The organism is Marinobacter sp. MA, from assembly GCF_048298425.1.
Taxonomy (GTDB): Bacteria; Pseudomonadota; Gammaproteobacteria; order Pseudomonadales; family Oleiphilaceae; genus Marinobacter; species Marinobacter salsuginis.
Genome location: NZ_CP103058.1, coordinates 398269 through 417264 on the forward strand (window position 1 = coordinate 398269; position 18996 = coordinate 417264).

Genomic DNA, 18996 nt, shown 5'->3' on the forward strand with positions numbered 1-18996 from the left:
AGCGCCGATGAAACAGACACTGCTATCCCTGAGCAATCTTTCCAAGCAATTCGGTGGCAAAACGGTGCTCGACGGTCTGGATCTTGAGATCTACGACGGCGAGTTCATTACCCTGCTGGGCCCTTCCGGGTGCGGAAAAACCACCCTGCTGCGGCTGATGGCCGGTTTCGAAAATCCCGATGAGGGCAGCATCACCCTGGCGGGACAAGATCTCACCCACACTGCCCCGGAAAACCGTCCGCTCAATACCGTATTCCAGCATTACGCGCTGTTTCCCCACATGTCGGTGTTCGACAACGTGGCCTATGGCCTGAAGATGGAAAAGCGCCCGAAGGACGAGATTCGCCAGCGAGTCGATGAAGCGCTGGCCATGGTCCAGTTGCAGGATTTTGCCCGCCGCAAGCCGCATCAGTTGTCCGGCGGCCAGCAGCAGCGGGTGGCCATCGCCCGGGCGGTGGTCAAGCGGCCGAGGCTGCTACTGCTCGATGAACCGCTCTCGGCCCTGGATTACAAGCTTCGCCGTACCATGCAGGTGGAGCTGAAGCGTCTGCAACGGGAGCTGGGCATCACCTTCGTATTCGTGACCCACGATCAGGAAGAGGCCCTGTCGATGTCGGATAGGGTGGTGGTCCTCAAGGATGGCCTGGTGCAGCAGCTCGGCACTCCGCGGGAGGTTTACGAGCGGCCAGCCAACCTCTTTACCGCCCGGTTTGTGGGGGAAACCAATTTTTTCCCCGGCACGGTCGAGTCGGTTCACGATGGCTCTATTACCGTGGATGTCTTTGGCCTCAAACGAACCCTGCGGCGACCGGACTTCGCGTTAAGCGAAGGCCAGCCCCTGAACGTGCTGCTGCGGCCTGAGGACATCCGGGTGCTGGATCCGGCCGATGAGCAGGGTGTCGCGGGCAAGATTGTCGAGCGTAACTACAAAGGCAGCACGCTGGATTCTGTCATTCATCTGGACGATGGCACCGAGGTATTGGCCAGCGAATTCTTTGATGAGGACGATCCCGCCTTCGATTACCGCCTGGGCGAGCCGGTCAAGGTCAGTTGGGTGGATGGCTGGGAATGGCTGCTGCCCGGAGAAACCGCAACGGAAGAGGAACTTGCGGCCGATGCATAACGTTATGCAGCAGCCGTTCAAAACCGCCGTCCTGATCCTGGTCTGGGGTTGGCTCCTGTTTCTGGTGCTGGCACCGAATCTCCTGGTGGTGGGCGCCAGTGTCATGACCCGGGATCCGGCAACCTTTCTGTCGCTGCCTCTGAATCTGGACGCCTATCGCCAGCTGTTTGACCCGCTGTATCTGGAGGTTTTTCTCCATTCCCTGTACATGGCGGCGATGACCACCCTGGTGTGCCTGCTGATCGGTTATCCGTTTGCCTGGGCGCTCTCCAAGGTGGGCAAGCAGCGCCAGCTGATATTAATCTTCCTGCTGATCGTGCCCTTCTGGACCAACTCCCTGGTGCGTACCTACGCCCTGAAGCTGATCCTGGCCACCAACGGCCTGCTGAACAGCGCCCTGATGTCGATTGGTTTGATTGATGAGCCCCTGCAGCTGCTTTATACCGAGGGCGCGGTGATCATTGGCCTGGTGTACCTGCTGCTTCCGTTCATGATCCTGCCGCTGTATTCGGTGTTCGAAGACCTGAAGCAGGAGTTGCTGCTGGCCTCCCACGATCTGGGCGCGGGTCGGTTGTCTACGTTTATTCATGTGATTGTGCCGCTGACTTTGCCGGGAGTTCTGGCTGGTGTAATGCTGGTCCTGTTGCCGGCCATGGGGCTTTTCTTCGTGCCGGACATTCTTGGCGGTTCCCGCAATCTGCTGGTGGGTAACGTGATCAAGAACCAGTTCCTCGATGCCCGCAACTGGCCCTTTGGGGCGGCGGCCAGCATTGTGCTGACCCTGACCATGGCGTTCCTCATGTTCGCCCATCGCCTGAGTAAACGGCGAATTGGCGAGGAGGGTGCCTGATGACACGATGGTTGCCCCGCACCTATCTGACCCTCGTCTACATTTTGCTCTACGTGCCCATCGTGGTGCTGGTGGTGTTCTCCTTCAACGAATCCCGCACCGGCTATGCCTGGGGCGGGCTCAGCCTGCGCTGGTACGAGGCGCTTTTCGATAACCGGGCCATGGTCAATGCCATGTGGAATTCCCTTTGGCTGGCGCTGTCTGCCGCCACCGTGTCCACGGTGATTGGCGCCCTGACCGCCCTGGCCCTGCATCGTTACCGGTTCCGTGGCAAGAAGCTGCTCAATGGCATGCTGTTTGTGGTGATGATGTCGCCGGAGATTGTCCTGGCCATTTCGTTGCTGGCCCTGTTTCTGTTGGTGGGGCTGCAGCTCGGCTATGTATCGCTGCTACTGGCTCATGTCACCTTCTGTCTTCCGTTTGTGGTGATCACGGTCATGGCTCGATTGAGTGGTTTCGATGAGAGCCTTCCAGAGGCCGCCCGGGATCTTGGTGCCTCTGATTTCACCATGACCCGTACCGTGCTGATCCCGGTGATCATGCCGGCATTACTGGCAGGCTGGCTGCTAGGGTTTACACTGTCCCTCGATGATGTGGTAGTGAGTACTTTTGTGAGTGGCCCGAGCTACGAGATTCTGCCCCTGCGCATCTACTCCATGGTGCGTGTGGGCCTGAAACCCGAGGTGAATGCCCTGGGCACACTGTTGCTGGTGTTTTCACTGGTTATGCTGATGTTGTCTCAATGGATTCTGATAAGGAGCAAACGATGAAGAAACTGGCACTGGCCGGCTTGCTGGCAGTGGGATTGACGGGGTGCAGTTCCGAGGAGCCCCAGGTTCTCAACCTCTATAACTGGTCCGAGTATATGCCCCAGGAAGTGCTCGACCGCTTCACGGAAGAAACCGGTATCCAGGTGGTCTACACCACCTACGACAGCAACGAGGCCATGTATGCCCGCTTGAAATTGCTGGATGACAGTGCAGCCTACGACCTGGCGGTGCCGTCTACTTACTACGTCAGCAAGATGCGCCAGGAAGATCTGCTGATGCCGATTGACCGCAGCAAGATCGAGGGCTTTGACCAGCTGGATCCGGAACTGGTGAACCTGGATATCGATCCGGAGAACAAATTCTCCGTTCCGTACCTCTGGGGTACCACGGGGCTGGCCGTTGACACCGCAGACATCGAAGGTGAGCCTGTCACCGCCTGGGAAGACCTGTGGGAAGACCGTTTCGATGGCCGGGTGATGCTGACCAACGACATGCGGGAAGTGTTCCACGTTGGCCTGCGGGTATTGGGCTATTCCGGCAACAGCACCAATCCGGATGAAATCGAGGCGGCCTATGAAAAGCTGTCCGAGCTCATGCCCTCGGTTCGTACTTTCAATTCCGATGCGCCCCGGATGCCTTACCTGGAGGGTGAGACGGACGTGGGTATGATCTGGAACGGCGAAGCCGTGATGGGCAAGGACACCATGGAGTCGCTGGAGTACGTCTATCCGGAAGAAGGCATCATTGCCTGGCTGGACAGTTTCGTGATTCCGAAGAACGCGAAGAATCCGGAAGCGGCCCACCAGTTCATTAGCTTTGTGTTGCAGCCGGAAATCTCCGCTTTGATCAGTGAGGAGATCGGTTATGCCACTCCGAACCTGGCAGCGCGGGACCTGCTGCCAGACGAAGTGGCGAATAACCGGGCGAGCTATCCGAATGCCACCGACATGATCAATGCCGAGTTCCAGACCGACATCGGTGACGACGCCCTGCAGGTCTACGCCAAGTACTGGGAAATGCTGAAGTCCGGGCGTTAAAAGCACCGGTAGTTCATGGCGTCACTGAAAACGGAGGCTGCGGCCTCCGTTTTTTTGCTTCGGGTTTCACAAAACTGCAATACATGGTCTATAACTTCCTGATAACAAATGGTTAGCAAACTTCTGAACTTGCCATCAGTAAGGACACGTTATGATCATGCCCTCTCGCTCGACACGGAACCGTGCTTTTTTGCTGTCTGCAGCCCTTGCCACCACAGGTTTTTCCGGCAGTACCCTGGCTGAAGAGCTACGCCTGATTACCTGGGGTGGCTACGCCCCGGATGATGTGGTCGCCCAGTTTGAGGAGGAGACCGGCATCGATGTGAAGGTGACCCTCTCCAACAACGAAGACATGATTTCCAAGCTCCGCGCCACGGGCGGTGCCGGGTTTGACCTGGCCCAGCCGAGTCAGGATCGCATTGTCGGCGTGCAGCGCCAGTTCAATATCTACAAGCCGATCGATTTCAGCCGGGTGAACACGGATCAGTTGCAGCCGTCCATGGTCAAGGCGACCCAGGATTCCACCGAACTGGATGGCCAGTTTTATGGGGTGCCCTCGGTGTGGGGAACCAGTGGTCTGATCGTGCACAGCTCGGTAGCGGGTACCGTGTCTGACTATACCGACCTGTGTGATCCAGCTGTCGAAGGTCAGGTCAGCTACCGCCTCAAGCGACCCACACTGATCGGTTTCGCCTTTGCCATGGGGATGGATCCGTTCGCAGCCTACGATGACCGGGACCAGTACGAGTCGATCATGGCAAAGGTTGAGGACAAGCTGATTGACTGCAAAAGCAATGTAAAAACCTATTGGACCGGTGGCGACCAGTTGCTGGCCCTGCTGCGCACCGGTGAAGTGAAAGCGGCCATGGCCTGGGATGCCGGCGGCTGGAAGCTCAACGCCGAGAACCCGGACATCCGGTTTGTTGCCCCCGAATCCGGCGCCCTGGGCTGGATCGATACCTTCGCGATTCCTCGCCGAAGCGAGAACGAAGAAGCCGCCTACAAGTGGATCAATTTCGTGATGCAGCCGGAGATTGCGGCCCGTATTACCAATGCGTCGGGCAACTTCACCGCCTCAAAAGGTGCCGATGAGTTTGTCAAAGCTGATCTGCGGGACGCTTACCGTGAAAGCTTTGATGACGCCGCCATCAACAATATCAAGTGGTATCCGCCGGTTCCCCCGGGACTGGAAACCATGGAAGGGCAGGTGCTGGATCGCGTCCAGGCCGCGAACTGATCCCTATGGGAATGGATTCGGACCTGTTCTGTGAGGGACTTGTACGCCGCTTTGGCAGCAATGCCGCGGTGGACCATGTGTCCCTGGACGTGCCTGCGGGCACGTTTTTCTCCATTCTTGGCCCCTCCGGTTGCGGCAAAACCACTCTCCTGCGACTGCTGGCCGGCTTTGACAAGCCCGATGAAGGAGATATCCACATCCGTGGCCGGCGCATGAACGATGTGCCACCAAACCGGCGGCCCGTGAACATGGTGTTCCAGCATCTGGCCCTGTTTCCCACCATGACCGTGGGCGACAACATCGGTTACGGGCTCAAGCGCCGGAAGATGCCACTGGCAGAACGTCGAAAGCGCATTGCCCGGGTGCTGGAGCAGGTCGGCCTGCCTGATCTTGAGCACCGTAACCCCCAGGAGTTATCCGGTGGCCAGCGACAGCGGGTGGCCCTGGCGCGCTGCCTGGTACTGGAGCCAACGCTCCTGTTGCTGGATGAACCCCTCGGCGCCCTCGACCTGAAACTCCGTGAGCAGATGAAGGTGGAACTCAAGCACCTGCAGAAGCAGTTCGGCACAACCTTCGTGTACATCACCCACGACCAGTCGGAAGCCATGGTGATGTCGGATCAGGTGGCCGTCATGCGCAACGGGCGATTTGATCAGGTGGCGCCACCGGAGGAACTTTACCGGGAACCGGCCACACCCTTCGTAGCCGGGTTCGTCGGCGACAACAATCGCCTGTCCGGTGAGCTGGTAGCGGTGCGGGATAATCTGGCAGACATCCGTCTGGATGATGGTGTTCTGGTTCAGGGACGGGTGGCATCGGACAACCTCAGAACCGGCCATCGGGCGGAACTGTATATCCGGCCCGAATCGCTGGTGTTGTCAGGTGATGCCCTCAGTGCCGGTTTCTCATCAATGCAGGCAAAGGTGCGTACCACCCTGTTTGATGGTGCCAACAGCCGGGTCGAGGCAGAGAGCTGTGGCCAGCCGGTGTACGCCCGCCTGCCCCAGGATGGCTCGGCACCGAGGCTGTCTGCCGACAGCTCCATCCGGCTGGCATGGAATCCCGCTCTGGCCCGGGTCTTTGGAGCCGACAGTCCGTGAAGTCATCGGTCAGTCGCTTATCCCTCTGGTTGCTGCTTACCCCGTTCCTGCTCTGGATCGTGTTGCTGGTGTTGTTGCCCCACCTCCAGATGTTACGGGTGTCGTTTCAGGTTCGGGAAAGCTGGGACACCATTGCCTGGGGCATTGAGCAGTACCAGAACTTCTTTACCGAGTCCTATTACTGGCGCACGTTCGTGCGTACCGGGGTGATGTCGCTGTTCACTACCTTTTTGACGCTGATCATCGCCTTCCCCATTGCCTGGTACATAGCCCGTCTTGCAAGGGGACGCTCCAAAGGCATTCTGTTTCTGGCTTGCCTGATTCCGTTCTGGGCCAGTGAGCTGGTGCGTACTTACGGCTGGATGATCCTGCTGCGTGAAAGTGGCCTGTTCAGTTCCTGGCTTCAGGCCCTGGGCTGGGTGGATGGTCCGGTGGAAATGCTCTACAACGACGTGGCGGTCATTATCGGCCTGGTCTATAACGGGCTGTTGTTCATGGTGGTACCACTGGTAACCACCCTCGATGGCATGGATGAGAACCTGGTGGAGGCCGGCTACGACCTGGGTGGCGACCACGGCACCGTGTTGCGCGAAATCGTTGTGCCCTGGGCCATGCCCGGCATTGTTTCCGGCTGCATCGTCGTGTTCATGCTCACCCTTGGCAGCTATCTGACCCCGGTGCTCATGGGCGGGAAGGACAGCGCCTGGTTTACCGAGCAGATCTTCACCCAGTTCATTACCCGCTTTAACTGGGAGCAGGGCGCCGCACTGGGTGTTCTGCTGCTGGTGCTGTCATCGGTTATCGTCTGGCTTGGACTGAAAGTCTCCGGCCAGTCGTTGCGGAAGGTGATGGGATGAAGGTGAGGGTGAAGCCATGATCCGTTCCGTCCCCCGGTCCCGTCTGTTCGATTGGCTCTACCTGGCGTACCTGGTCGCGTTTTTCGTTTACCTCGCACTGCCCCTGCTGGTTACAGCCGTGTTTGCCTTCAATGACGCGCCTTTCCCGTCGCTGCCATGGAAAGGCTTCACTCTGGACTGGTATTTCGCTGATGGCAGCGAGGGCCGCACCGGACTCTTCCACGACGATGGGCTGCTTACAGCGCTCTGGGTCAGTGCCAAAATTGCGTTCTGGGTAACGCTGGTGAGCCTTGCCCTGGGATGCGTGAACGCTGTGTTGTTTGAACGGGTACAGTTCCGGGGCAAGGAGTTCCTGTACCTGCTCATGCTGCTGCCTTTAGTGATTCCCGGGGTCATTCTGGGGGTGTCCATACTGGTGTTCTACAGCGGCATGGCCAATGATATGTCGGCCGCCTGGGGCATCGAACTGGACCTGTTCCGGCCCGGTATGACGCTGGTGGTAATGGGGCAGGTGGCCTTCATCGCGACTCTGAGTACGTTGGTGATCGCTGCCCGTCTTCGCAAGTTTGATCCCCAGCTGGAAGAGGCCGCCCTTAACCTGGGCGCCACGCCCCTGGTGGCCTGGTTTACCGTTACCCTGCCATGGCTGTTGCCATCCATTTTCGGAGCGGCCGCCATGGCGTTCCTGATGTCATTTGAAAACTTCAATACCACCGTTATGCTGACAGGTAGCGATACACCGTTGACGGTGGCCCTCTTCAATCGCCTTCGGGAAGGGTCGACGCCCGTGCTCAATGCGGTGGCACTGTTGCTGATGGTGGGCTCTGCGCTCCTGGCCTTGCTGGTGATGGGTCGCTCCTCACGTTAACGGTGTTCGCCGCCATCATGGGATAACGCGACCCGATTGAGCCGGCAGTCACCGGGAGGTCTCATGAAATTTATTTTCGAAGTGCATATCCGGGAAGGCCATACTGCCGAGGAATACGCGGATGCCTGGGTAAGGGCGAGCGAAATTATCCAGCAGGCGCCGGGCGCCCGCGGTACAGAACTGCACCGCAAGATTGGCGACCCCAATACGCTGATTGCCATCGCCTCCTGGGAGAGCAAGGAACAGCGGGATGCCATGGAAGGGCAGCATAACCCCGAGGTGGCCGCGATCATCCGCAGCGCTGCGCCTTTCGTGGATATCAAACCCATCGGTGAGTTTGAGGACCCGGAATGGGTGGTGGAGCCGCCTCAATCATCGCATGGTCACGAATCGCCTTGAGCGCACCGGTCGTATGCCCCGAAAGAGTGCTCCGGATTTGCGGGGACTGGACTATAATCAGATCTGATCGCCCCACAACTCAGGTTTGCCTTCCTGATGCCACAGATTAGCCTGCTTCGTCTGGTTACCGCGTTTCTGGCCTTGATACTGCCTGCACTTACCTATGGAGCGTCTCAGCCGGTAGCCGAAGGTTGGGAGTATCGCTGGGGTGATTCTCCCTTTACCGAGGACGGTGTTCCGGAGTGGGTGGTGCAGGATGCACCCGAAAAATGGCAAAGCATTGGTTTTCCCTCCAATCCACCCGGCCGTGAAGGGCGTGAGAATGTCTGGTTCCGGGTCACCCTGCCAACCGGCGAGTGGCAGGAGCCCGTCCTTTACATCTTCAGTGTCGATCTGATCGTTCAGGTCTGGGTTGAGGGTGAAAAAATCTACCAGTATGGCGAGTTTGATGACCAGGGCCGGGGCCGGTTTGAGGGCTGGCCGTGGCATGAAATCGTGCTGCCGGAGAACTATGAAGGCAAGCCGGTGTATTTCCGGATTTTCTCCAATTACACGGATATCGGGCTGTGGGGCGAAGTCTCCATCATGGATCATCCGGATCTGGTTCTCTACATTCTCAAGAACTCCCTCGAAGCACTGGTCATTGCGGGTTTCGCCACCTTGATTGCGTTGTTGGCGATCATCTTTGCGCTGTTGCAGGCGGAAAAGAAAACCTTTGCAACTATCTCTCTGTTCACTCTCTCATCTGCCCTGATGCTGGTTTCTGAGAGCCAGGCCAGTCTACTGATTGCTTACCAGCCGTTGATGTGGGATTACCTGGCTGCCGGCTCCTATTGCATGCTGCCGGTGGCCCTGGCACTGCTGCTGGAGCAATGGCTGACCAATCATCGCCCCTGGGTGATAAATCTGATCTGGAAAGTTCATCTTGTTTACCTGGTGGGTGCATTGCTGGGCGCGCTGGCGGGCGTGTTTGATCTCTCATCTACGTTCCCGCCATTTGATGCCATGTTTCTGGTTTCTCTGGTTATTATTTTTGCCGTCGTGCTTCGTCGCATCGGTAAAATGTTGCGCGAGCAACAGGTACTGCTGTTGGCCTTTGGCTTTTTCTGTGCGCTGCTGATTGTGGATATGGCAGTGGCCCATGGTGTGCTTCCCTGGGGCCGGGTCCCGGTCAGTTGGGGAATGCTCCTGTTCTCTCTGGCGGTGGTGGTTATTTCACTCTGGCACTACGCAGGCACCCAGGAGGCGTTGAAGCGGCTGAACGTGTCACTGGAAGAAAAGGTTGCCGAACGTACCGCCAAGGCGGAGGCTCTGGCCCGGCGCGAGCAGGCGCGGGTCCGAATGCTGACCTTTGAAAATGAGAAAAACCGGATTCTGGGCGACGTGATAACCGAGCTTCAGGACTGTCTGGGCCTGCAGCAGGCGTTCGGGTTGCTTGTCCGGGCACTCCCGGATATTTGCAGCCCGCTTAAAGGCGCCTTTTATCAGCGGGGCTCAGACGAGCGGTATGATCGGGTTGCCGTCTGGGGTTTCAGTCGCCCGGTTCCGCTCCCGGTGATTCTGGATGCCCGCAAAGGCCTCCCGGAGCCCTCCAGGCTGCCGCAACTGAAACAGTGGCAGGGCGCCGAGGGGGAGGGGAGAGAGGCTGAGAGCGGTACCTTGTGTTTCTGGGTGAATGTGGAGTCGGCCAGTGCCGGCAATGTGACTGAAGGTGTGCTTCTGCTCGAGGGCGATGGCGTTTTCGGTAAGGCAGAGAGCGAGTATGGCTCGGCACGTCTGCTTACGGCGCTGGATCAGGCCATCCAGAGAATCGGTATCACCCTCTCAAGCATTGCCCTGCGGGAAGAGTTGCAGAAGTTTTCCTACGAGGATGCACTCACCGGACTGAAAAACCGCCGCTACTTTGATCAGCTTTTCGAACATGAAAGCGCCGTCGCGCAGCGTAACGATTTGTCGCTATCCCTGTTGATTGTCGACATCGATCACTTCAAACGGTTCAACGATACCCACGGCCACGAAGCGGGAGACCATGCCCTGAAGATCGTCGCTGGCATTCTTCAAAAGCAGTTCCGGGAGAGTGACATAGTTTGCCGGTATGGCGGTGAAGAGTTTGTGGTGGTCATGCCGGGAGCAACGTCCGAAGCAGCCCGGGATAAAGCGAACCAGCTGTGCGAAGCCGTTCGCAAGGTACCTATTATTCATCGGGAGCAGGATCTTGGGGCACTGACGGTCTCGGTGGGCGTTGCCAGCTGGCCTGACGATGCTGAAAAGCCACTACAGATTCTGACCCTGGCCGACAAGGCGCTGTATCGCGCCAAGGAAGCCGGCCGTAATCGGGTCGAAATCTCGGTTTAGACGGTCACACCACCAGGACCGGGCACTTGGCATGGGACGCAACCCGGTGGGAAACGCTGCCAAGGAACATGCCATCCTTGTCGCTGTGCGTTCCTTTGGTGCCCACGACAATCAGGTCTGCGCCCTTGTCTTTGGCAAAGTCGATGATAACTCTCGACGGCCTGCCCGCCTTCACAAAGCCCCGAACGTGGGTGGCGCCACGTTCCTTGGCAAGTTCCTTTGCGTGATTGACGACTTCCTTGGCGTATTCCGACAGCACCTTGTCCGGGATATCCATGTCGTCCGGGCGTCCTATCGACAGCGACGCCTCAAACAGGCTGTGGTGTTTGTAGACGCAGAGGAGAAAAATCTCTGCGTCGGTCAGTTTCTGCAGTTCGATGGCCTTGGTCAGAGCATCGAAGGAGGTCATCGAGCCATCGACTGCCACCAGAATCCGTTTGAACATCTTGCTCTCCTTTGTATTCACCCTTCAGGGTGATCAGATCACCTGAAGGCCAGGTCGCGCAGGAACAACGCAATTTGCGGGAACGCAATCAATAACCCGGCAGCGGCTATCAGCATGATTACGAACGGCGGCGTGCCGCGAATAACCTCCAGATAGGGGCGCTTGAATATCGCGATGGCGGTAAAGATGTCACAGCCGAACGGCGGCGTTGCCGAGCCGATGGCTACCTGCAGGGTAATGAGCACGCCGACCAGTACCGGGTCGATGCCAGAGGCCTCGATGGCTGGTGCAAAGATTGGCGTCAAAACCAGGATCACCACAATCGGGTCAACGAACATGCAGGCAATAAAGAAGGCGATACAGATGGTAATCATCACGCCTATCGGGCCCATGTCACTGATTCCGACCGCGTCCAGAATAGCCTGGGGGATTTGGGCAAAGGAAATAATCCAGGAGAAGCCGGTGCCCACGGCTACCAGAATAAATACGACAGCGGTGATCAAGCCTGTGGACTTCGCGATCCGATAGATGTCAGCAAGCTTGAGTGATCGGAACACCACGAACTCAAGCAGGAAGGCGTAGAGTACGCAAACGGCTGCAGCCTCTGTCGGACTGAAGATACCCCCGTAAATGCCGCCCACGATAATGACCGGGAAAAACAGCGGCCACAAAGCCTCGCGCATGGCTACGGCTCTCTGGCTCCAGGTGGACTTCTCCTCGGTCGGAAGGTTGTTGACGCGAGCATAGATCAGGCAGTAAATCGAAAACATTATCAGAATCATCAAGCCTGGCCCGATACCGGCAATGAACAGCTCGGCAATGGAGGTCTCCGAAATAACACCGTAAATAATGAAGCCGATGCTCGGGGGTATCAGAAACGCAATGTCACTGGAGTTGATAATCAGCGCGAGCGAGAACGGATCAGAATAGCCGGCCTTGAGCAGTTTGGGCCGCAACGGCGAGCCAACCGCCACAACCGTTGCCTGGGTAGAACCTGATACGGCACCGAAAAGGGTGCAGGAGGTGGCGGTACTGATCGCCAGACCGCCTTTTACGTGGCCGATGAACGCCATGACCATATTGATAAGACGGTCAGCGGATTGACCGCGGGTCATGATGTCTGCGGCGAGAATAAACATCGGGACGGCAATGAGAGAGGCTGGCCGGATGCCACCCATCATCTGCTGGACGAAGGTGCCCATCTGGCCGAAGCCATCAAACATCATTACAAAGCCGACCACAGCGCCGGTGATCAGGGGAATCATCATCGGGAAGCCCAGCAGCAATAGCCCGATCATGATCAACATCATTATAGTTGCCATGATTTCTTATCCTTCCTTTATGTCAGCTGCAGGGTTCATACTTCCGATTCGGTATCCGCGTAACCGTCTACCACCCCGGTAGAGAGGTACACGTCCTTGCTGGTGAAGTTCTTGATGGCCGTGAGGAGGTACTGAATTCCCGTAATGGCAAAACCGATGGGCACCCAGATATAGATCCACCAGATTTCAAAACCCAGCGCAGGCAGAATGCGGCCTCGGCTGTACAGGGTCTGGATATATTCGAACGAGTGATAGCAAAGGAAGAACATAACCACAGAGGTGAACAAAGCGATGATGATCATCAGCACTTTTCGCCCCTTGACCGGAATGGCGTCGTAAATTGCAGACATCCGGATATGCCTGCCATGGCGGGCCGCATAGCCGATGCCGGCAAAGGTGATCAGGATAATGAGAATCCGGTTGATTTCACCGGAGAAGAAAAGGCCTTCGCCGAACACATACCGCGCAATAACGTTCACACAGGTATTGATGGCCATCAGGATGACGCCAACGGCCAGCATGAACGCCTCGACCTTGGCAATTATTTCATCGATGGTTCCAAGAAATCCGGGCAGGCCGGACTCGTAGATGCCGGTATCGTCTTCAAGATCCGGGGAATTCTCGGACATGGGGTCTGCTCCAGAGAATGTCGCTCCCGGCCGGTAGGAAGTCCCCGGCGGGGCGGGGTTAGTACAGCTACCCGCCGGCCGGAGCCGGCGGGAGTGGTTCCATCAGGTTCAGTTGTTCTGAACTTCTTCCAGGTCTTCCTTGAACTGGTTCAGCAGTTCTTTGCCGCTCTCGCCAGTCATTTCGATGAACTTCTCTTCAACCTGGGGCGCACGGGCCTTGAAGGCTTCGATCTGCTCGTCGGTCAGACGGGTAACGGTGACCTCATCGCTGGCTTTCTTGATCTTGGCCAGGGCCTCATCGGCGAGACCGTCGATGTGCACGATGATTTCTTCAAACGCATAGTCAGCGGCGTCTTGCACCAGCTTCTTGTCTTCATCAGACAGGCCGTTGTAGAAATCCTGGTTGGCCATCATGGCAGTGGTGAACCAACCGTGCTTGGTGAACACCAGGTTCGGAGACACTTCGTACAGACCGCCGGACTCGATCCAGAAAATGGGGTTTTCCTGACCCTGGATCATGTTGGTCTGCAGTGCGCCGTACACTTCACCCCAGGGCAGCGGTGTGGGCGTTGCGCCAAAGGCAGAATAGGTTTCTGACAGAAGCGGGTTGGTCATGACCCGGATCTTCTTGTTGTTGAAGTCCTCAGGCTCAGTGACCGGCTCGTCCACGGTCACAACCATTTCACCTTCCGGGTACATCTTAAGCAGCTCGAGGCCCTTCTCTGCGTATAGCTCCGGGAAGTCCTCGTTGATGGCTTCACTCGTGCGGAAGAACTCGATAACCGTATCCATGTCGGTCGGCATCAGGTAAGGAATGAAGAAGATCTGGGCTTCAGGAATCAGGGAACCGGTAAAGCCGGGCGACTGGTTAACGAAGTTGAGGATGCCCGCCTGGGTCTGCTCCATGATGTCGTCGGACTCACCCAGCTCGCCAAAACGGTAAACCTGCAGGGTGTGGTCGGAATTTTCCTCGATGTATTCCTTGAACTTGTAGGCGAACACATCCTGTACGTCGCCCTCGTATTCCTCGTGCGCGTACCGCCAGTTTGCGGCGTTTACAGAATTCGCCATGGTCATCGCAGCGAATGCGAACGCTGAAATTCCGGCCAGTTTTTTGAACTTGCTCATGCTGCTCATCGGGTTTTCTCCGTTCGTTTTTTTGCTGAAATTTATTGTTACATTAATAAAGACTGGCAAAACAAAGTGGTTTTCGCAAGAAAATGGCCAAAACAATAAATTTCGAAGCGGTCGTTTTCCCGGTTTCGCAAGTTCATGAAATCACGGTTGATTCATGTCTGAAAGGCAGGTTTGGAGGAATCCACGGAACTCACTGGCAACCCGATCGAGGCTGTTTTCCAGCCGGTGGCCATCGGGCAGAACCAGTATGGGAAGGCCCTGGTCCCGTGCCAGGTCAAGCACCGGAACGACCGGCACTACGTCATCCTCCCAACCGTGGATGATCTGGCAGTGGCGGGCCCGGATGATCGGGCTGGACTGGGGGTACCGGGTCATGGCAAGGGCTGGCGCCAGGATAAAGCAGCCCAGAACCGGAGTGTCAGAGCTGGTTTGAGCGCACACCCAGCCGCCCATGCTGGAGCCGGCCAGTATAGTGTTTGCCGGATTGGCGCCGCTCTGAGCCATGGCCTCCTGCATTTGTTTCAGGCGGGTAGAAGGATCCTTGGTACTCCTGTGATCAATCGCATGGGCATTGATGTTCGGGAAGGTTTCGGCTTCGGCTTTCATGGCCTGGATTTTCGTGCTGCCCGGGCCGCTTTCCAGGCCGTGGGACAGGAAGACATGGATCGGGGTATCGGTCATGATGAAAAAGGCTCCTGCTTTGAACACTGTTTACCCACGATGATGAGCAGCCGAACCCTTTATGTCCACTTTGCAGGCTGAGCCAGCCGTCCGGTCGGCGCGTATAGAAAACAGCGAAGCGAACAGGGAAACGGGATTCATGAAACACCTCAAAAGCCTTCTGATGATGCCGGTATTGATTGTCAGCCTTGTGGGCGCGCCTGTGGCGCAAGCCGACAGCTGCCCGGCGTTTCTCGATCATGAAATGCGTAAACTGCACTCCTCCGACACCGTTAATCTCTGCGACCTGGCGGCCGGCAAGCCGATGCTGGTGGTCAATACCGCCAGTCGCTGCGGTTACACCGGCCAGTTTGAGGGGCTCGAGGCCCTGCACAAGCAATACGCGAAGGATGGGTTGGTGGTGGTCGGTTTTGCCAGCGACGATTTCCGTCAGGAGGCAGATTCGGAAGCCGAAGCAGCGACTGTCTGTTTCAAGAACTTCGGTGTGACCTTCACCATGATTGCCCCGGGCGCGGTTACCGGACCCGAGGCAAACCCGGTGTTCCAGGCCATTAACGAGCAGAGTCAGCCCCCGCGCTGGAATTTCACCAAGTATGTGATTGATCGATCAGGCACGGTGGTGGAGAGCTTCCCAAGCCGTGTGCGTCCCCAGGATCCGGAGCTGATCGATGCGGTTGAGTCTGTGCTTTAGGAGAGTGCCTGAGGAGCCTTTCTGGTTTGAGCAAGGATATCGAGCGCGTGCCTGCGCTTCGCGGGATCGTAAATGTCCACGGTGAACATCAATTCATCGACCTCAATGCCTGAAAGGATCTGTTCAAGCTGGCGCTGGATAGTCTTGGCATCGCCGAGCAGCTGGAGCCCGAGAAAATCCTTCACGCTGGCTTTTTCGCCGGCGTTCCACAATCCCTCCATGGTGTCCACGGGAGGCTTCATCCAGAGTGGCTGGCCCCGGAACAGCGCGAGAATACGCTGGTAGCTGGTTGTGGCCAGATGCTCGGCTTCCTGCACCGAGTCCGCCGGAATGGCCGGCAGTGCGAGCATGGCGTAGGGCTTTTCGAGTCGCTCCGAAGGTTGGAAATTGTCGCGGTAGACTCGCAGGGCTTCCCGATACAGTCTGGGGGCAAAATGCCCGGCGAAGGCATAGGGCAAGCCTCGCACGGCGGCAAGCTGGGCACTGTAAAGACTTGAACCCAGCAGCCACAGAGGCACGTTGGTGCCGGCCCCCGGTATCGCCTTCACGGGTTGGCCAGGCTGAAGAGGGCCAAGCAGCGACTGAAGCCGCGCGACATCCTCCGGAAACTGTTCTGCCCCCAGGCCATCACGCCTGAGAGCCCGTGCGGTTACCGGGTCAGTGCCGGGTGCGCGGCCGAGTCCGAGATCAATCCGGCCCGGGTACAGGCTTTCCAGCGTTCCGAACTGCTCGGCGATCACCAGTGGGGGATGATTTGGCAGCATGACGCCGCCAGAACCGACCCGGATAGCCTCCGTCTTGCCAGCGATGTGCCCGATCAAAACCGAAGTAGCGGAGCTGCTGATGCCCTCCATGTTGTGATGTTCGGCCAGCCAGAAGCGCTTGAAGCCGAGTTTCTCAGCCCGTTGGGCATAGGCCACACTGTTGGCAAGCGTGGTGCCGACCGAGTCGCCCTCGCGGACGGAGGCCAGTTCGAGCAGTGAGTATTCAGGACAGTCAGGCATGGAGCTCCCGTTGCAGAAAAGTCATTCGCGAATTCGCAACCATGGTGCCTGCGGGCGCTTGTTTCAAGATTAGCCCCAATCGGTGCTACAGATCGATCACAATCGGCGGGTTCAGAGGCTTGAACCTCCCGTTGCAGGTGCTGGCGTTCACGTAGAGGCAGTCACCGATCTGTTCCCGTCCGTGGTCTTCGTGAATATGGCCGAAGATATGCAGCTTCAGAGTCAAGCTGGCTACGCGTTCGGCCAGCGCCTCGCAGCCGGGACGAATAATACCGGTGGGCGAATCGATTTTGTCCCGGATACCCGCCGGAGGACCGTGGGTGATCAACACATCGGTGTCTTCGGGAATACGGGCCCAGCGTTCGGCAAGAGCGTCGCCCCGTTCAAGGTTGAACGCCCAGTTAAAGAACACCGGCGTCCATGGGCTTCCCCAGAACTTCAGGCCTTCCAGTTCCACCGGGCTGTCCTGCAAATAATGGGCATGGCGTATCAGTTCGCGAGCTTCGGCCGGCTCATCCTGGAAACACCAGTCGTGATTGCCGGCAATCAGGATTTTGTTTCTGTGGGGTAACTCGGAAAACCACCGGTCGAGATCCTCCAGTTCATCCAGGGTCCCGACGCCGAGGCAGTCGCCGGCGTGAATCAGCAGGTCGCCGTCAGGCACCTGGATCTGGCGATGCATGCTGTGGGTGTCGGAGATGCAGACTATTCTCATGGTGTTGAAGGTTCCGATCGGTGGCATTCGCGCATTATTGTTGAAACTACGATAGCATTTACGGCCCGTTCAGCCCTCATGATTTTCCAGTGATGCCATGCGATTGATTCTGAGCCGGAAGGGGTTCGATTCTTCTGCCGGTGGTTGTCCCAGCCCGGTTTTACCGGACGGTTCCCTGTGTGTACTGCCCATTCCGGATGCCCAGTCCCGAATCCGCTACAGCGAAGTCGTTTTCGAAGAGCGCCGTCTGGGCAAAATTGCCCGGGATCTCACCGGCGGCAGAATTCGAGGCGGGCATGGCGCCCACCTGGACCCGGACCTGGTGGCCGATGCCTACCCACGTGAGAATGGCTGGCGACCTTTATTGGGGCAAACCGGTTCTGCCCAGGGGCATTTGCGCAATCAGGGGGTTGAGCCCGGAGACCTGTTCCTGTTCTTCGGGGTCTTCCGGCACGCTGAACTGCATAACCGTCGCTGGCGCTTTGTGCCCGGTTCACGTCCGTTTCATGCTATCTGGGGCTGGCTGCAGATTGGCCAGATACATGCCATTGATGAACTGGCACCCGATGCGTTGCACTGGGCCCGATATCATCCCCACTTCCACGGCCAGCCGGACGCTGGCAACACGCTCTATGAGTCTTCTGATGCCTGCCAGTTGGCAACCGCGACGGAGGTCTTTCCCGGCAGTGGCGTGTTCCCGATGTTGCGGGATGATCTTGTTCTCACGGACCCGCAGAGCCGGCTGCCGACCCGATGGCGTCTGCCGGCTGCATTTTTTCCGGGCGAGGACCGCCCGCCCCTGAGCTACCACACCAGAGAGGACCGCTGGCAGCTCAATTCACCCTGGTGCTACCTGACTTGCGCGGCCCGCGGACAGGAATTTGTCCTGGATCTGGATGCCTATCCGGATCTGATCGACTGGCTTGCGAGCCTGCTCAGAACTGGCCGTGGCGGCCAGCCCCCTCTCTAAATTTCCGGGCCCCGGCAATCGCCTCTTCGAAAACCACCGGGTAGCCCCCGGCCCCCTCGGCTTCCAGGGCTTCCCGGGTATCCAGATCCCATTGATGAATGGCAGACGCCCTGTCTGCCCGCATGCAGCGTTGCGGGAATCCGGCAATGGTTGCCGCCAGTTCCTGGGCCGCTTGCAGTCCCGTCCCGTCCGGAACGAGTCGGTTTGCCAGTCCCATTTCCATGGCCTCCTCTGCGTTGACGGGGCGCCCGGTCAGTATCATGTCCATGGCTCGCCCATGGCCGACAATGCGGGGCAGCCGGACGGTGCCACCATCAATCAGGGGAACGCCCCAGCGCCGGCAGAAAACGCCAAATACCGAAGAGGCTTCCACAACCCGCAGGTCGCACATCAGAGCCAGCTCCAGACCTCCGGCCACGGCATAGCCGGAGACGGCAGCGATCACCGGTTTGGTAAAGTGCATACGGGTCGGGCCCATGGGGCCGTGACCCGTTCCATGGGGGTCAATCCTGTTGCGCCGTTGCTCATCGCCGATCGCTTCCAGGTCGGCGCCGGAGCAGAAATTTCCACCGGCGCCGCACAGCACTGCAACCTTCAGGGCATCGTTTTCCTCAAACTCGATGAATGCCCTGCGCAGGGCATCGGCTGTCGGGCCGTCCACGGCGTTGCGTTTGTCGGGCCGGTTGAGCGTGATAGTGTAGATGCCCTCATCGATACTGGTCAGAACCGCGTGCTCGGTCATTGCTTTACCCTGCAGTTGATCTGTCGGTGTGATATTCACCTAAGATAGTAGAACAACGCGTCTC

At 57.9% G+C, this 18996-nt stretch carries 20 protein-coding genes; 12 read left to right on the forward strand and 8 right to left on the reverse strand.

Annotated elements, in window-relative coordinates; genetic code table 11:
- Positions 1–7 precede the first annotated feature (7 nt).
- From potA to NUW46_RS01785, 10 genes are all read left to right on the forward strand, one after another.
- Positions 8–1123, forward strand: a complete 1116-nt coding sequence (potA, locus tag NUW46_RS01740; RefSeq protein ID WP_418141237.1) for a spermidine/putrescine ABC transporter ATP-binding protein PotA — start codon at positions 8–10, stop codon at positions 1121–1123.
- Entirely contained in the window at positions 1116–1973 is an 858-nt protein-coding gene (potB, locus tag NUW46_RS01745) for a spermidine/putrescine ABC transporter permease PotB (protein WP_222465959.1), read from the forward strand. Before potA ends, potB begins: the two co-directional genes overlap by 8 nt.
- On the forward strand, positions 1973–2743 hold the full coding sequence (potC, locus tag NUW46_RS01750; RefSeq protein WP_222465960.1) for a spermidine/putrescine ABC transporter permease PotC: 771 nt from the start codon (positions 1973–1975) through the stop codon (positions 2741–2743). The genes potB and potC overlap by 1 nt, the downstream gene beginning before the upstream one ends.
- Positions 2740–3780 (forward strand): extracellular solute-binding protein, encoded by a 1041-nt coding sequence (locus NUW46_RS01755; protein ID WP_222465961.1) that lies wholly within the window; start codon positions 2740–2742, stop codon positions 3778–3780. The genes potC and NUW46_RS01755 overlap by 4 nt, the downstream gene beginning before the upstream one ends.
- A gap of 157 nt (positions 3781–3937) precedes the next feature.
- Positions 3938–5017 (forward strand): extracellular solute-binding protein, encoded by a 1080-nt coding sequence (locus NUW46_RS01760; RefSeq protein WP_418142000.1) that lies wholly within the window; start codon positions 3938–3940, stop codon positions 5015–5017.
- Positions 5018–5022: 5 nt separating this feature from the next.
- On the forward strand, positions 5023–6117 hold the full coding sequence (locus tag NUW46_RS01765) for an ABC transporter ATP-binding protein (protein WP_418141238.1): 1095 nt from the start codon (positions 5023–5025) through the stop codon (positions 6115–6117).
- Positions 6114–6974: an ABC transporter permease gene (locus NUW46_RS01770; RefSeq protein ID WP_418141239.1), complete on the forward strand. Its 861-nt coding sequence runs from the start codon at positions 6114–6116 to the stop codon at positions 6972–6974. The genes NUW46_RS01765 and NUW46_RS01770 overlap by 4 nt, the downstream gene beginning before the upstream one ends.
- 16 nt (positions 6975–6990) lie before the next feature.
- Positions 6991–7842, forward strand: a complete 852-nt coding sequence (locus NUW46_RS01775; protein ID WP_418141240.1) for an ABC transporter permease — start codon at positions 6991–6993, stop codon at positions 7840–7842.
- A gap of 63 nt (positions 7843–7905) precedes the next feature.
- The gene (locus NUW46_RS01780) at positions 7906–8241 is read left to right on the forward strand and encodes an antibiotic biosynthesis monooxygenase family protein (protein WP_418141241.1); all 336 of its coding nucleotides are present in this window, start codon (positions 7906–7908) and stop codon (positions 8239–8241) included.
- Between the two features lie 96 nt (positions 8242–8337).
- Positions 8338–10596: a diguanylate cyclase gene (locus NUW46_RS01785; protein WP_418141242.1), complete on the forward strand. Its 2259-nt coding sequence runs from the start codon at positions 8338–8340 to the stop codon at positions 10594–10596.
- Between the two features lie 4 nt (positions 10597–10600).
- Here NUW46_RS01785 and NUW46_RS01790 read toward each other — a convergent pair whose 3' ends face one another.
- From NUW46_RS01790 to NUW46_RS01810, 5 genes are all read right to left on the reverse strand, one after another.
- Positions 10601–11041 carry a universal stress protein gene (locus NUW46_RS01790; protein WP_069182708.1) on the reverse strand — a complete coding sequence of 147 codons (441 nt, stop codon included), beginning with the start codon at positions 11039–11041 and terminating at the stop codon, positions 10601–10603.
- A gap of 38 nt (positions 11042–11079) precedes the next feature.
- Entirely contained in the window at positions 11080–12363 is a 1284-nt protein-coding gene (locus NUW46_RS01795; RefSeq protein ID WP_069182709.1) for a TRAP transporter large permease, read from the reverse strand.
- 35 nt (positions 12364–12398) lie between these two features.
- On the reverse strand, positions 12399–12992 hold the full coding sequence (locus NUW46_RS01800) for a TRAP transporter small permease (protein ID WP_069182710.1): 594 nt from the start codon (positions 12990–12992) through the stop codon (positions 12399–12401).
- Positions 12993–13100: 108 nt separating this feature from the next.
- Entirely contained in the window at positions 13101–14129 is a 1029-nt protein-coding gene (gene dctP, locus NUW46_RS01805) for a TRAP transporter substrate-binding protein DctP (RefSeq protein WP_069182711.1), read from the reverse strand.
- A 141-nt stretch (positions 14130–14270) separates the two neighbouring features.
- Entirely contained in the window at positions 14271–14810 is a 540-nt protein-coding gene (locus tag NUW46_RS01810; RefSeq protein ID WP_418141243.1) for a YqiA/YcfP family alpha/beta fold hydrolase, read from the reverse strand.
- Between the two features lie 139 nt (positions 14811–14949).
- On the opposite strand from NUW46_RS01810, the gene NUW46_RS01815 reads away from it, so the two are divergent.
- A complete protein-coding gene (locus tag NUW46_RS01815) occupies positions 14950–15501 on the forward strand; it encodes a glutathione peroxidase (RefSeq protein WP_418141244.1) in 552 nt (183 codons plus the stop codon).
- Here NUW46_RS01815 and NUW46_RS01820 read toward each other — a convergent pair.
- Positions 15498–16505 carry an LLM class flavin-dependent oxidoreductase gene (locus tag NUW46_RS01820; protein ID WP_418141245.1) on the reverse strand — a complete coding sequence of 336 codons (1008 nt, stop codon included), beginning with the start codon at positions 16503–16505 and terminating at the stop codon, positions 15498–15500. The two genes, NUW46_RS01815 and NUW46_RS01820, sit on opposite strands and share 4 nt — an antisense overlap.
- An 85-nt stretch (positions 16506–16590) precedes the next feature.
- A complete protein-coding gene (locus NUW46_RS01825; protein ID WP_205632633.1) occupies positions 16591–17220 on the reverse strand; it encodes a metallophosphatase domain-containing protein in 630 nt (209 codons plus the stop codon).
- Between the two features lie 97 nt (positions 17221–17317).
- Here NUW46_RS01825 and NUW46_RS01830 point away from each other — a divergent pair, with 97 nt between their 5' ends.
- The gene (locus NUW46_RS01830) at positions 17318–18190 is read left to right on the forward strand and encodes a hypothetical protein (RefSeq protein WP_418141246.1); all 873 of its coding nucleotides are present in this window, start codon (positions 17318–17320) and stop codon (positions 18188–18190) included.
- Here the strand turns inward: NUW46_RS01830 and NUW46_RS01835 are convergent.
- Entirely contained in the window at positions 18156–18932 is a 777-nt protein-coding gene (locus tag NUW46_RS01835; protein WP_418141247.1) for a crotonase/enoyl-CoA hydratase family protein, read from the reverse strand. The genes NUW46_RS01830 and NUW46_RS01835 overlap by 35 nt on opposite strands.
- Between the last annotated feature and the right edge of the window lie 64 nt (positions 18933–18996).

Coding starts and splice junctions, on each gene's coding strand:
- NUW46_RS01825 (WP_205632633.1), bottom strand. CDS start 17,220: ATGAGAATAGTCTGCATCTCCGACACCCACAGCATGCATCGCCAGATC.
- NUW46_RS01810 (WP_418141243.1), bottom strand. CDS start 14,810: ATGACCGATACCCCGATCCATGTCTTCCTGTCCCACGGCCTGGAAAGC.
- NUW46_RS01790 (WP_069182708.1), bottom strand. CDS start 11,041: ATGTTCAAACGGATTCTGGTGGCAGTCGATGGCTCGATGACCTCCTTC.
- NUW46_RS01775 (WP_418141240.1), top strand. CDS start 6,991: ATGATCCGTTCCGTCCCCCGGTCCCGTCTGTTCGATTGGCTCTACCTG.
- NUW46_RS01815 (WP_418141244.1), top strand. CDS start 14,950: ATGAAACACCTCAAAAGCCTTCTGATGATGCCGGTATTGATTGTCAGC.
- NUW46_RS01785 (WP_418141242.1), top strand. CDS start 8,338: ATGCCACAGATTAGCCTGCTTCGTCTGGTTACCGCGTTTCTGGCCTTG.
- potB (WP_222465959.1), top strand. CDS start 1,116: ATGCATAACGTTATGCAGCAGCCGTTCAAAACCGCCGTCCTGATCCTG.
- NUW46_RS01780 (WP_418141241.1), top strand. CDS start 7,906: ATGAAATTTATTTTCGAAGTGCATATCCGGGAAGGCCATACTGCCGAG.
- potC (WP_222465960.1), top strand. CDS start 1,973: ATGACACGATGGTTGCCCCGCACCTATCTGACCCTCGTCTACATTTTG.
- NUW46_RS01835 (WP_418141247.1), bottom strand. CDS start 18,932: ATGACCGAGCACGCGGTTCTGACCAGTATCGATGAGGGCATCTACACT.
- NUW46_RS01765 (WP_418141238.1), top strand. CDS start 5,023: ATGGGAATGGATTCGGACCTGTTCTGTGAGGGACTTGTACGCCGCTTT.
- NUW46_RS01830 (WP_418141246.1), top strand. CDS start 17,318: ATGCGATTGATTCTGAGCCGGAAGGGGTTCGATTCTTCTGCCGGTGGT.
- NUW46_RS01820 (WP_418141245.1), bottom strand. CDS start 16,505: ATGCCTGACTGTCCTGAATACTCACTGCTCGAACTGGCCTCCGTCCGC.
- NUW46_RS01760 (WP_418142000.1), top strand. CDS start 3,938: ATGCCCTCTCGCTCGACACGGAACCGTGCTTTTTTGCTGTCTGCAGCC.
- dctP (WP_069182711.1), bottom strand. CDS start 14,129: ATGAGCAGCATGAGCAAGTTCAAAAAACTGGCCGGAATTTCAGCGTTC.
- potA (WP_418141237.1), top strand. CDS start 8: ATGAAACAGACACTGCTATCCCTGAGCAATCTTTCCAAGCAATTCGGT.
- NUW46_RS01755 (WP_222465961.1), top strand. CDS start 2,740: ATGAAGAAACTGGCACTGGCCGGCTTGCTGGCAGTGGGATTGACGGGG.
- NUW46_RS01795 (WP_069182709.1), bottom strand. CDS start 12,363: ATGGCAACTATAATGATGTTGATCATGATCGGGCTATTGCTGCTGGGC.
- NUW46_RS01800 (WP_069182710.1), bottom strand. CDS start 12,992: ATGTCCGAGAATTCCCCGGATCTTGAAGACGATACCGGCATCTACGAG.